The organism is Nonomuraea africana, assembly GCF_014873535.1.
GTDB classification, from domain to species: Bacteria; Actinomycetota; Actinomycetes; order Streptosporangiales; family Streptosporangiaceae; genus Nonomuraea; species Nonomuraea africana.
On the sequence record NZ_JADBEF010000001.1, the window covers coordinates 1,923,152 to 1,935,506 of the forward strand.

Sequence of the window (12,355 nt, forward strand, 5' to 3'; positions counted from 1 at the left end):
GTACGAGTTCTCGTTCGACTGGCCGTCTCCGCTCGATCCCCCCGCGCTGCTCATCCGGGTGAACAGCGAGCCACCCGTGCTCCGGGTCCGCATGCCGTCCGGCGACGAGGGATACCTGGTGACGCGCCATGACGACGTCGTCAGGGTGCTGATGGATCCGGTGTTCAGCCGTGCCTGGCTGTTCCGTCCCGACGTGCCGCGATATTCCGACGGCCCGATCGGCCTGCCGGACAGCCTGCTCAACCTCGATCCTCCCGACCACACCCGGCTGCGCCGGGCAGTGTCGCGTGCTTTCGTGCCGCGGCGCGTGGAGTCGATGCGGGCCGGTGTCCAGAAGGTCGCCGAAGGCCTGCTCGATCGTATGGAGGCGGGTGGCGGACCGGCCGATCTGGTCGAGGCGTTCTGCTCCCCGCTGCCGATCTCGGTGATCTGCCAGCTGTTCGGCGTGCCGGAGCGGGACTGGCCGGCACTGCGCGGCTGGACCGACACGGCCCTGTCGCTGACGGCGCGCTCCACCCACGAAGTCACGCAGGCGCTGACCAGCCTGCACGACTACTTCGTGAAGCTCGTGGCGGACAAGCGCGCGGCTCCTTCTGACGACCTGCTGAGCACGTTGATCACCGACCGCCAGGACGAGCTGAGCGATGCTGAGATGGTGAGCGTGGCGGGTACGATCCTGGCGGCCGGCTTCGAGACCACGGTCAACCAGCTGGCGATCAGCGCGTACGTGCTGGTACGGAACCGCGAGCTGTATACCGGCCTGCACAAGGATCCGGCACGCGTGCCGGCCGCTGTCGAGGAACTCCTCCGCATGACGCCGACCAACCATGGCACCGCCCGCATCGCCACAGAAGACGTAGAGATCGGCGGCATGCTCATTCCTGCCGGCAGCATGGTCCTGGCCTGGACCGCCGCGGCCAACCGGGACGAGGACGCCTTCCCCGAGCCTGCGCGGATGGACCTCGATCGCGCAAAGAACGATCACCTCACGTTCGGCCGCGGAGCGCACTTCTGCTTGGGCGCCGGGATCGCCCGCGTGGAACTGCAGGCCGGTCTGCAGGCTCTGCTCCGCCGGTTCCCCGACCTCCAGCTGGCGGCTGATCCCTCGGAGCTGAGCTGGCGCAGCGGCATGGTCGCCTTCGGCCCGCATGAGCTTCCGGTCACCTGGTGACGGGCGATTTCCTGGAGCCCTACCTGCTGGCCGCAGGTGAGGGCGAGCCCGCCGCCACCCCGCAGCGCACGGGCATGGCGATCAAGGCGTCCAGCGAGCTCACGGGCGGTGCGATCGGCATGTTGGAGAGCGCGGATCCGCCTGGCTTCTCGACCGTGCTGCACACTCACGAGGTCGCGGAGCTGTGGTACATCCTGGACGGGCACTACGACTACCACGTGGCGGGGCGATGGCTGTCCGCCGAGGCGGGCGCGGTGGTCTTCGTGCCACCGCGGTGTCCGCACGGCCTGCGCGTGGGCCCCTCGGGTGGACGCAAGCTGACGATCTTCGTGCCCGGCGGCACCGAAGGGCTCTTCCGCGAGATCCACCGCCGAGCCGAGGTGGGTGAACTCACGGACGAGACCATGCGCGCCCTCGCGCGGTGTTCCTGGACAGCTCCATGGTCATAGAGCGCGACGGGTACGCGCGCTGGCAGTCCCGGTCCAAGCTCGGCTACCTCGATCTCGTCTGCGGGCGGTCGAAGGCGTGCGACGCGCTACCCGGCAGCGCCTCCGGCACCTGGACGCGGCTGGTGAACCGGCTGCGGGAACGGCCCGACCCGAAGGTGACGCTGTACAGGACCTACACGATGAGGGTCCCGGAAGAGCCGGTGCTCGGCCGGGAGGTCGTCGCGGCCGCGGACGCCTATCTGCGTGGCGACCCGGCCCCGCTGCACCGTCTGGCCCGGTTGATGCCCGAGACTTCTCCGCCGGGCAGCCACCCGAATCCTGCCGGGTATCTGGCCTATCGCTGCGGCGACGGCACCTTCCCGTTCGACCGGCTTGCGTCGGCGGCCGAGCGTGACCGGTGGCGCGTTCGGTGCGGGCCTTCCCGAACGCGACCGTCGTCCGTGTTCCGTTCGGGTGGCATGCGATGTCCAGTCGCCCGGGGCCGTTGGGTGATTGCGTGCGCGGCATGCTGCGCACCTTTCTGACCACCAAGCAGGTGACCGACCAGGGGTGCACCGGCGAGAACTACCACGCGATCGGCGCCTTCCCGCAACAGGTCAAGGACGTGCCGCCGTATCCGGCCCGCAAGCAACGGCGCCGGGAGCGCGATCTGGTACGTCAGCTCGAACGTCTCACCGGTAAGAGGGTCACTCTCGATCAGTCCAACCAGCACCCAGCCGCCTGAACACTCCTCGCGCTCGCAGCCTCATCCCGCGATCATCGGCTGAGGTTCGCTGCCGCCTGCCCAGCCAAGATCCTGCTTTCGAGTCAGATCAAGCTGAGCGCCCCTGCCCGGGGCCATGCCGCTGATACGGCGCTTTCCTTGCCGCCGTCATTCACCTCGAAGCCCGTGACACCTGTGTCGGGGCCGGCGCGCCCCTGTGCGGGTGAGATATCCCTCGCGAGAGGGAGAGTGACCCCCTGGCCGGGGGAAGCCGCCCGGTGGACGCCGCCGCATAGTGACAGCCGAGGAGGAATCATGAAGATCGCGTATGCGGCGATGGCGTGGACGGGACTCTACGTGGCGTCGAAGGTGTCCTTCGCCCTGGACGGGCGGCTCGGCTTCACGGGCGGGCCCCGCGTGTCGCCCGACAGTTACCAGGCGTACGGGCCCGGCGAGGTGGCGCTGGCGCAATGGGCCAACGCCGGGAGCGGACTGCTCATCATCGCGGTCCTGCTCCTCGGCCGGCTCGACCTGTCGGGCCGCTGGCCGCGCAGGATCCTGCTCACGCTGCATTGGCTGTTCACGGCGATGGCAGCCGTGGGCGGCGTCGGCATGCTGGGCACCGGGCTGTTCACCGACCGGGGCGGCGCGCTGTTCGGCGGCTACTGCGCGGTGTGGGCCGTCCTGCTGTTCCTGACCACGCGCGACCTGCACCGCCGTCCGGCACGCCAACGCGCGCTGCGGGCGGTGCGTGGATGACCACCGCACAGGACGGGCAGGCGCCGGCCTGGAACTCGTGGGCGCCGCGCGCGGTGCTGGCCTGGACATTGCTGTACGGCACGCTCCAGGCGTACTGGGCGTTCGTCGACAGCCCGCCCCAGATGTCTCCGGTGGGCGTCGACCTGATCGCTTTCTCCGGCTGGAAGGCGGTCGCGCTCTGTCTGGCCGCGGCGGCGGTCACGCTCGGACTCGGGCGGCTCCGGCAGTCGATCGTGGCCCGGCGCGTCCTGCTGGCTGGGGCGTGGACGGTGAGCGGGGCCTGGACGTGGTCGGCGGACTGCTGCCCGGCATCGGCGTTGTGACGCAACCGCGCGAGCCCGGTTATCCCCCGTGCGAGGTGTGTGATCCCCCGTGCGGGGGAGGAGGCCCGGCGATGACCCCGGCAGGATGGCAGGGTGACTGAGGAGCTGCGCACAGATGCCATGCATGATCCGCCGTCGTCCAAGGGCCAAGAGGTCCAGCGAACGTTCAACAAGATCACTGACTACTACGACCGGATGAATCGCCTCATGACGCTGGGGCGACATGCCGCCTGGTGCCGTGATGTCGCAGTGAGTACGAAAGTCCCTTCAGGAGGAAGCATGCTCGATGTCGCCACCGGAACCGGCGTCATCGCTCTTGCCGCACTGGAGAAGTATCCGAACTCAACCATCCATGCCGTCGATTTCTCGGAGCGGATGCTGACGGAAGCAGCGAGCAAACCGGGGGCCTCCGCCATCATGTGGCAGCACGCAGATGCGAACGATCTGCCCTTCGGTGACGAGTCCTTCGATGCCGTCACGCATGGTTATCTCCTCCGCAATGTCGATGATGTCGAGCGCGTGCTCGAAGAGCAGTACCGGGTACTCAAACCTGGAGGTCGGGTCGTCATTCTGGAGACATGCCCACCACGAGGACTGCTCCGTTACCCAGTGACTCTGGGTGTTCGAGTTTTGATTCCCCTTCTCGGCCAGATGGTCGCACGTGATCGTGAGTCATACGCATACCTGCAAAAATCCACACTCGGATTCATGACTCCACAGGAGGTCGTCGCGATCCTTCGTCGAGTCGGCTTCGCCTCCATAGCGTGGAAGAAGAAGTTCTTCGGCACTCACATGATCATCTCGGCCCAGAAAGCAGTAGCCTTCGGAGAGTCTCGCTGATCTTCCGCTCATCGCGAGGACCGGGTGAGACCAACGAATCCGTCACATCTCGCGATCACGTGCAAAGCGCGCGGCACGATTGGTACGAGCCGTGATCAACCGCGGCTCCGGCGTTGCGGCAGCTGTCGCCGCGATGCTGGTTCTCTTCTGACTGATCGTCGGCCTGGTGGCAGGCTTCAGCGAACAGTGGAACACCGTGCTGTGGTCGATCTCGGCGCCACCATGATCTGCTTGACCCGGGCACAGGACGCGCGGCTGGTGATCCGCAAGTCGACTTCGGGCTCGTGAGGTCGTAGCAGAGCTGTAGGTGCTGATTGAGCGTCGGGTCGTCCAGCGTGTGTCCGGCGAAGTCGATGGGGATGTTCGCGTTCGTCGATGAGGACGCCACGCCAATCTCGTCGCCGTCCGAGGCCTCGGGCCGCCTTCCGATCGATCCGCGCTGAGTGGGTTGTCTGTCGACTCGCCGAGCCCGGGTGATCATGTGGCTCCTCGGAATGCGCCCGCTTTCCCCGGAGCCTGCCGTACGAAAGCCCTTCCCCGGCTGTCCAGGGGACCCGGGGCCGGGAGGGCAGTTCTGTACGGGCGTTCGACGACGCTCCTCAGTGTCACTCGTCCGATGCCGCCACCGTCAGGACGCGTGATGTTGTCCTCGCCGAGTTCGTCGTCTCAACCGCCGGACTGTTCCCGGCATTTCTGCGGGTTCTTGTGCTTGGCGCAGGGGTCGTCCGCGGAAACGAGAACATGCGTGGTCGCGAAAGCAGTCCCGGCCACGGGTACGGCACTGGCGAGCTGGGCTGGCATCGTCACTGGGACGACGAAGAGGAACGAGGCCCCCATCACCCCGGCCGCGAGCGCGTACCTTATCTTGATCATGTCTGATGACTCCATGGTGAATCAGCTGCGCCCCGGGCGATGCCCGGGCCAGCAGAGCACCGGATCGGCAAACTCCATGCTAGTTAAGCGAGAACTCCGGCGGCCACCTCGGGAGTACAAAGCCCGGAGGCGGTCGGATTACCCTCTCGCCATGTAGAGCGATATAGGCATCACTTATTGTGACATTTCGCCACGCCGTGGCGCCGGAAACCCCTGTGCCGACTCGGGAAGGGTGTCGTCCGCAGATGGCAATGTCTTGGCAAGTCATCACGGCGCGAACAGCTCTTTCTCGGGCCAGCACACACCGGCGCGAGAAGGGTCAGGCCGACGCCGAATCCGATGCGACGGCCTGCCGGCGGGGCTGTCCCGAAGGCCGGTGTGCGCCCCAGTCGTCCGTCACCCAAACGCAGGGCGAGGCGAGCGCAGGGTCTCCTGGAGACCGGCTCCGGGTAAGAGTCAACCCCGACTGCTGGCCGGCCGACGACGTAGGCCCGAGCGATCGCCTGCGTCAGTGGGGTACCCGCGGTGTCGTTCACCGGGAACTCCGGTTGATCATGAAGCGAACCTAGACGACCCGTCCCCTTCGCTCCACCCGCATTACCGGTCACTACTACGAGACGACGCGCCGGTCAGCGCCTTCCTGGCGTAGTTGACCCGGCGCCCACGCGGAACGGTTCATGTGACCCTGATGAAGGTGGGACCGTAGTCCTCGTCGTCCGGGCTCTCGAGCAGCGTGCGGACCTCATCGCCGTCGAGGTCGACGACCTGGATGCGGTCCCTGGGGGCGTTGTCGAACTCCCAGCAGTAGAGGTGGGTCTCGTCGTACCAGCCGAGGAGCTTGTCGCAGGAGGAGGACACCTTGCGCACCCGGTCGCCCGAGGCGCTGTCCCAGATGCACAGCTCGCCCGCTTCGCCGTCGGGGCAGCGGGTGGCGAACGTCCTGCCCGAGGGGGAGAAGATGTCCAGCACGCCGTCGGGAACTTCGCCGATGTTGACGGCGTCGCGCACCTTGTTGCCCGCGGCGTCGAAGAAGCGCAGGTCAGAACCGTAGAGGTTGACCACGCCGTTGTTCTGGCCATCCCATCTGAAGGGGCGGTTGTTCTCGCTCACCACCATGACCACGCTCGCCTTGCCCGCCGCCACGTCGACGATGACGAAGCCGAGGTTGGGCGCGTTCTCGTCCTTCGCCTGCTCGACGTTGAGCAGGATCTTCGAGCTGTCCTTCGACCAGGCGATGAGGCTGCTTTCCAGCGGGGCCTTGACGGTTTTGACGGCGGTCTTCTGCCCGCCGGCTCTCGTCTCGGTGATCTCGATGGAGTCGTACTGGTCGGCGGTGTAGTTCTTGCCGCGGCGCGCGAGAAGGCTGCCGTCGGGGGAGATCTGGGTCTCCGCGGCACCGTCATAATGGCGGAATGGGCCCGTCAGCGTGTCCCTGGCGTAGTTTTCCCACGCATGGGTGCCCTTGCCCTTGAGGTCGTAGGACGCGAGCCTGATCGGATCGTCGGGGCGCTCGAAGAGGGTGGACCGCGTACCCGGCAGCTGCTTGGCCATGCCCTGTGTGGGCACTTCCGAGCGGGACAGGGCGACGGCCACCACCACGAGGAGCAGTGCGGTGAGCGCCGCCGCGAACCCGACGACCAGCCTTTTCCCGCGTTTCCTGGGCAGCCTCGGATAGCTCGTCCGGGGTTGGGCGGCGGTCGGCGCCCAGCCCTGCCCAGTCCCCTGTGACGGTTCGGCGGGACCTCGAGGCGGAGGGACGACCGCCTCTGGGCTCTGGCGACGCGGGGGGCCGCGGCCGGGGAAAACACGGGTGGACACCTTGGAGGCGGTGGGCTCCCGCGGCATGTCGCCGGAGGCCATCGGGTGCCGGATCAGCCGCTTGATGACCTCCTCGGCGGTGGGCCGCTGGGCGGGGTCCTTGGACAGGCAGGCGTGCACCACCCCGGCCAGCGGCTCGTCGAGATCCGAGACGTCGGGTCTCCCGTTGAGGATCCTGTTGATGACCGCGGGCATGGTGTCGCTGCCGAACGGCGCCCTGCCCGAGGCGGCGTAGGCGATGGTGCTGGCCCAGGCGAACAGGTCGGCCGCGGGCCCCACCTGGTGGCCGAGCAGCTGCTCGGGCGCTATGAACGACGGTGTCCCGACGGGCGAGGAACTGATCGTGGAGGTGGCATCGAGTGCTCTGGCGATGCCGAAGTCGATCACTCGGGGCCCGTCGGGGGCGATGATGACGTTGGCGGGCTTGAAGTCGCGGTGCACGATGCCCGCCTCATGGATCGCCGCCAGCGCGGTGGCGGTGCCGATCGCGAGGCGGTACAGGGCCGACCCGGTGCGCGGGCCCTGCTCCTGGACGACATGGTGCAGGGAAGGGCCTTCGATGTACTCGCTGACGATGTAGGGCCTGTCATGCTCGACACCCGTGGCGAGCACCTGTGCCGTGCAGAAGGGAGCGACCTGCTGGGCGACCCGGACCTCGCGCAGGAACCTCTCGGCGCTGACGGCATCGCCGAAACGCAGCCATTTGATCGCGACACGCGCGCCCGTGCGGTCGGTGGCGAGGTAGACGACACCCTGGCCGCCGTCGCCGAGCCTGCCGACGATCGTGTAGTCACCGAGACTGGCCGGGTCCCCTGACCTGGGCGGATCGTAGGGTCGCATACCTGAAATTCTCTCGCGCTTCACAACGGTTGAGCCACCGAATGTTCTTCCAGGCACGCCGTGCTCCTCGTCGTAGTGCTTGGCGGCAGTCGCCGAGACCTCGTCCGTGACACCACCGGCGGCCGATGTCAGGAGCTGGTGAGGATGACGAGTTGCTGGGTCGCTCGCGTCATCGCGACATAGCGGTCGACCGCTCCTTCGATCCGGTCGAGCCCGATCCGCTCGAGCCGTTCCTGCCACGACTCGGTGAACCCGTGCCTGGCCTGGGCACGGTCCCCGACGATGGTGAAGCTCCTGGACGGGCAGCGCAGCAGCAACATCTGCCACTCCGCGTCGGTCAGTTCCTGGGCCTCGTCCACGACGATGTGCGCGAACGGGCGGGCCAGCAGGTCCGGGTCGAGGGTGGGCAGTTCGGACTCGTCGACCAGATTTCGCTGGAGGTCCTCTCGGCGCAGCTGTGTCACGAGGCCTTCGCCGTCGTCGTCGGCCGGCCCTCATGCTCCTATCCGCTGGCGCAGGAAGAAACGCTCATCGGGACCGGGCCGGATGGAGGAGTGGATGCCATCACCCGCACCGAGGCCGGCTCCTCGCCGCGTTCGCGCGCGCTGCGAACCAGCGCGAGCGCGAAGCACGACGCGATGGACCCCAGCAGGTAGTCGGTGGGCTGGGGGCCGGTGTTGGGGCCTGTACGGAGTCAGATCTTCAGGCGGTTCGGAGGCTCCGGATCCACAAGTGGGCAGGCCTTCTGGCTGCCGGCAGTGGCGATCCTGTCGAGCCACTCGGCGAGCAGCGTGCGTTCGGCGTCGGTGAGTACGGTCACCTGGGGAAGGAGCGCTCGCAGCGCGACAGCCCTGTTGACCGGCTGCGCATCCGCCGGTGTCGACTGTGGGGCGCCGGTGGTGACCGCCGCAATGACGGCCTCGCGTGACATCGCTGACAGGCCGGGATCCCGCCGTTCCTCGGGGATGGCGATGAGGGTGAGGGTGGTGCCGCAGCCCGCCGAGTGGATCATGTGCGCGGCGCGCTCCTCGCTCACCCGCAGCCGGCCCGCCAAGGCGATGCGCCGTACCTGCTTGGCGAGCACCTCCGCGGCGGCGCGAGCGGCGGGCGACTCGATGCCGGGGCGTGGCTCGCCGTAGATGAGCGTGTAGAGGGCCGGGTTGGCCAGGCCGAAGCCGACGTGCAGGTCCCAGCCGTGCCGTAGGTCCTCGACGGGATCGTCGCTCTCGCCCAGCGACGTCTTGCTCCGCAGGTACTCCTGGAAGCCGTGGCCGGCGACCGCGTCGAGCAGGCCGCTCTTGTCGCCGAAGATCCGGTAGATGGTCGGGGCCTGGACGTTGGCCGCGGTGGAGACCGCCCGGGTGGAGATCGCCTCGCGTCCACCCTCCGCGAGCAGGGCGGAGGCGGCGGCGATGATGCGGTCCCTGGTGGTCTCAGCCATGCTATCGACGATAACAGATTCTAGTTAGCGACTTGACGTTAGCGTTGATGTCATGGTTTTGTTAGCGGCGTAAGCGCAACGGCTCAGCCGAGGAGTTCCCATGACCGACATCCAGCGCCGTGTCGCCGTCGTCACCGGCGGATCCCGAGGAATCGGCCGCGCCGCAGCCGAGCGGCTCGCTGCCGACGGCCAGGCCGTCGTCATCGCCTACGCCGGCAACGACGTCGCGGCCAAGGCAACGGTCGCGGCCATCGAAGCCCGTGGCGGCAACGCCATCGCGGTCAAGGCGGACGTCGCCGACGAGACAGCCGTCGCCCACCTCTTCGACACGGCCGAGACGACCTACGGCGGTGTCGATGTCGTCGTCCACGCCGCCGGCGTCATGGTGCTGTCGCCGGTCGCCGAGATCGATCTCGGCGCCCTCGACCGCATGCACCGCACCAACATCCGCGGCACGTTCGTCGTCAACCAGCAGGCCGCCCGCCGCATGAGGGATGGCGGCGCCGTCATCAACTTCTCCACCTCGGTGACCAGACTGGCTCTGCCCACCTACGCCGCCTACGCCGCCAGCAAGGCGGCCGTCGAGGCGATCAGCATGGTGCTCGCCAAAGAGCTGCGTGGCCGCGACATCACCGTCAACGCCGTCGCCCCCGGGCCGACCGCCACCGACCTGTTCCTGGACGGCAAGGACGAGGCGACCATCGAGCGGATGGCCAAGATGAACCCGCTCGAGCGGCTCGGCACTCCCACCGACATCGCCGAGGTCGTCTCCTTCCTCGCCGGACCGGCCCGCTGGATCAACGGCCAGACCCTCTACGCCAACGGCGGCGCCGCCTAGGACCGTCGAGCTCGACGTCGCCTCACAGGATTCGGTGGACGCCGCGATCGCCGCCGTCCTCAGCGAGCAAGGCGGCTTCGACGTCATCGTGCACAACGCCGGGCACATGGTCACAGGACCCACCGAGGCGTTCACCCCGGAGGAACTGGCCGCCGTCTACGACACCAACGTGCTCGGCACCCAGCGGGTCAACCGGGCCGCCCTGCCGTACCTGCGCCGACAGCGGCACGGCCTGCTCGTCTGGGTCGGCAGTACCAGCACCCGCGGCGGCACCTCGCCGTACCTCGCGCCCTACTTCGCCGCCAAGGCCGGTACGGACGCGCTCGCCGTCAGCTACGCCGCCGAGCTGGCCCGCTTCGGCATCGAGACCTCCATGGTGGTGCCCGGGGCTTTCACCTCCGGCACCAACCACTTCGCCAACGGCGGCCGCCCCGCCGACATCGGCACCGTCGCCGCGTACGACAAGCACTACGCAGGACTCATGGAGCAGGTCGGCCAGCGGCTGGCCGCCCTCACCCCGGCCGACGCCGACGTGTCGATGGTCGCCGACGCCATCGTCGCGATCGTCGACGCGCCTGCGGGCACCCGCCCGTTCCGCGTCCACGTCGACCCCGCCAACGACGGATCCGCCGGCCGGCGCTCTCGAGTCACTTGCCGACGAAGGCCAGCAGCGCCTCGTTGACCTCGGCGGCGTGCGTCCACAGCAGGCCGTGCGGCGCGCCCTCGATCTCGAGGTAGTCCGCCTCTGGGAAGGCCTGGTGGAAGGGGCGTCCGGTGGAGTCGATCGGGAGGATGTTGTCCTTGGTTCCGTGCAGGATCAGGGACGGCTTGCCGGCAGCACGCACCGCGGCCACGTCCTCGCGGAAGTCCTCGATCCAGGCGGACACCACCGCGTAGGCGGCGACCGGGGCGGAGGTGGTGGCGGTGTTCCAGTTGGCGGTGACGACCTCCTGGCTGATCCTGCCGCCCAGGTTCTCGTCCAGGTTGTAGAAGTCCTTGTAGAACTGGGTGAACCAGGCGTAGCGGTCGGTCCGGGCCGTGTCGGCGATGCCGTCGAACACCGACTGCGGCACTCCGGTGGGGTTGTCGTCGGCCGCCACCAGGAACGGCTCCAGCGACGCCAGGAACGCCAGCTTGGCCACCCGCTCGTGGCCGTGGTTCTTCACATAGCGGGCGAGTTCGCCGGTGCCCATGGAGAACCCGACGAGGATGACGTCGCGCAGATCCAGCGTCTCCAGGAGGGTGTTCAGGTCAGCGGCGAAGGTGTCGTAGTCGTAGCCGCTGCCGACCTTGCTGGACTGGCCGAAGCCGCGGCGGTCGTAGGTGATGACCCGGTAGCCGGCGGCGAGGAGCTCGCGGGTCTGGCGCTCCCAGCTGTGGCCGTTCAGGGGATAGCCGTGGATGAGGACGACCGGCTGACCGGACCCCTGGTCCTCGTAGTACAGCTCGATGCTGGTGCTGTTCTCGGCGCCGACCTTGATGTAGCCCATGACAGTACTCCTCCCACTGTGGAGAACGGCCGTTCTCCGCCTGTGTCGTCTACAGTAGAGAACGATGGTTCTCTGTGCAAGGAGAGTTCTCGTGATCGATGAGGCGACAGCGCGTGAACGGGTGGTGTCCACTGCCGACCGGCTGTTCTACGCCCACGGGGTCCAGGCCGTCGGCATGGACACCGTTCGCGCCGAGTCCGGCGTCTCGCTGAAGCGCATCTACGCGCTGTTCCCCTCCAAGGACGACCTGGTCCTCGCCGTGCTCCGACACCGCACGAACCAGTGGAACACCGGCATAGCCGGTGCCGTCGCCGATGCTGTAACACCGCGTGACAAGGTGTTAGCCATCTTCGACTTCCTGGCTGCCTGGTTCCGTGAGGACAGTTTCCGCGGCTGCGCCTTCATAAACGTGTTCGGCGAGTTGGGAGGCGGCAGCAACAGGGTCGCCGAGGCCGTCCGCGCGCAGAAGGCGTCCTTCCAGTGCCGCGTCGCCGAACTGGTCCGCGCAGCTGGCGGCCCCGGCTACCTCGCCCCGCAGCTGGTCCTCCTCGCCGAGGGGGCCCAGACCACGGCCGCTATCTCGCAGGATCCCGACACGGCGGCGCACGCCCGCGCCGCCGCCGAAACCCTCATCCGATGCGCACTTGGAGACTCCGAGAACGCGCCCACCGTGTGACATCCCACTGCCGCGGTCAGGGCCTGTCCCGCCGTCCTGGACCGCGCGGCGCTGGACGCGCCGCCCGAGGAGCAGGTGCTGGCGGACAAGCGCCGCGGCAGCCGCGCGCTCCACTTGCCGATGGTGGTGAGCCC

The 12,355-nt window shown here is 68.1% G+C and carries 13 protein-coding genes and 2 pseudogenes; 10 read left to right on the top strand and 5 right to left on the bottom strand.

What is annotated here, in order from left to right; genetic code table 11:
- Positions 1-118: 118 nt before the first annotated feature.
- From H4W81_RS08805 to H4W81_RS08835, 7 genes are all read left to right on the top strand, one after another.
- Entirely contained in the window at positions 119-1,171 is a 1,053-nt protein-coding gene (locus H4W81_RS08805; RefSeq protein WP_192774340.1) for a cytochrome P450, read from the top strand.
- Entirely contained in the window at positions 1,168-1,620 is a 453-nt protein-coding gene (locus H4W81_RS08810) for a cupin domain-containing protein (RefSeq protein WP_192774341.1), read from the top strand. Before H4W81_RS08805 ends, H4W81_RS08810 begins: the two co-directional genes overlap by 4 nt.
- Positions 1,593-2,144 (top strand): hypothetical protein, encoded by a 552-nt coding sequence (locus tag H4W81_RS08815; protein ID WP_192774342.1) that lies wholly within the window; start codon positions 1,593-1,595, stop codon positions 2,142-2,144. The genes H4W81_RS08810 and H4W81_RS08815 overlap by 28 nt, the downstream gene beginning before the upstream one ends.
- Entirely contained in the window at positions 2,117-2,344 is a 228-nt protein-coding gene (locus tag H4W81_RS08820; RefSeq protein WP_192774343.1) for a hypothetical protein, read from the top strand. The genes H4W81_RS08815 and H4W81_RS08820 overlap by 28 nt, the downstream gene beginning before the upstream one ends.
- 294 nt (positions 2,345-2,638) lie before the next feature.
- Entirely contained in the window at positions 2,639-3,082 is a 444-nt protein-coding gene (locus H4W81_RS08825) for a hypothetical protein (RefSeq protein WP_192774344.1), read from the top strand.
- Positions 3,079-3,405, top strand: a complete 327-nt coding sequence (locus tag H4W81_RS08830) for a hypothetical protein (RefSeq protein ID WP_192774345.1) — start codon at positions 3,079-3,081, stop codon at positions 3,403-3,405. Before H4W81_RS08825 ends, H4W81_RS08830 begins: the two co-directional genes overlap by 4 nt.
- A 93-nt stretch (positions 3,406-3,498) precedes the next feature.
- Positions 3,499-4,245, top strand: coding sequence for a ubiquinone/menaquinone biosynthesis methyltransferase (locus tag H4W81_RS08835; RefSeq protein ID WP_318781621.1), 747 nt, complete (start codon positions 3,499-3,501; stop codon positions 4,243-4,245).
- Between the two features lie 666 nt (positions 4,246-4,911).
- Here H4W81_RS08835 and H4W81_RS08840 read toward each other — a convergent pair.
- The 4 genes and pseudogenes from H4W81_RS08840 to H4W81_RS08860 all read right to left on the bottom strand — a co-directional run bounded on the left by H4W81_RS08840 (position 4,912) and on the right by H4W81_RS08860 (position 9,217).
- On the bottom strand, positions 4,912-5,118 hold the full coding sequence (locus tag H4W81_RS08840; protein ID WP_192774346.1) for a hypothetical protein: 207 nt from the start codon (positions 5,116-5,118) through the stop codon (positions 4,912-4,914).
- A 675-nt stretch (positions 5,119-5,793) separates the two neighbouring features.
- Positions 5,794-7,776, bottom strand: coding sequence for a serine/threonine protein kinase (locus H4W81_RS08845; protein ID WP_192774347.1), 1,983 nt, complete (start codon positions 7,774-7,776; stop codon positions 5,794-5,796).
- 200 nt (positions 7,777-7,976) lie between these two features.
- Positions 7,977-8,264 (bottom strand): annotated as a pseudogene (locus H4W81_RS08850) (AAA family ATPase); the annotation flags it as partial.
- Positions 8,265-8,470: 206 nt separating this feature from the next.
- Complete coding sequence (locus tag H4W81_RS08860; protein ID WP_192774348.1) at positions 8,471-9,217, bottom strand: TetR/AcrR family transcriptional regulator; 747 nt, start codon at positions 9,215-9,217, stop codon at positions 8,471-8,473.
- A gap of 100 nt (positions 9,218-9,317) precedes the next feature.
- Here H4W81_RS08860 and H4W81_RS08865 point away from each other — a divergent pair, with 100 nt between their 5' ends.
- On the top strand, positions 9,318-10,055 hold the full coding sequence (locus H4W81_RS08865) for an SDR family oxidoreductase (RefSeq protein WP_192774349.1): 738 nt from the start codon (positions 9,318-9,320) through the stop codon (positions 10,053-10,055).
- A 13-nt stretch (positions 10,056-10,068) separates the two neighbouring features.
- Positions 10,069-10,737: pseudogene (locus H4W81_RS08870) on the top strand (SDR family NAD(P)-dependent oxidoreductase); the annotation flags it as partial.
- Here H4W81_RS08870 and H4W81_RS08875 read toward each other — a convergent pair.
- Positions 10,703-11,545 (bottom strand): alpha/beta fold hydrolase, encoded by an 843-nt coding sequence (locus H4W81_RS08875; protein WP_192774351.1) that lies wholly within the window; start codon positions 11,543-11,545, stop codon positions 10,703-10,705. The pseudogene H4W81_RS08870 and the gene H4W81_RS08875 sit on opposite strands and share 35 nt — an antisense overlap.
- Before the next feature lie 91 nt (positions 11,546-11,636).
- On the opposite strand from H4W81_RS08875, the gene H4W81_RS08880 reads away from it, so the two are divergent.
- Positions 11,637-12,221 carry a TetR/AcrR family transcriptional regulator gene (locus H4W81_RS08880; protein WP_318781622.1) on the top strand — a complete coding sequence of 195 codons (585 nt, stop codon included), beginning with the start codon at positions 11,637-11,639 and terminating at the stop codon, positions 12,219-12,221.
- Positions 12,222-12,355 lie beyond the last annotated feature (134 nt).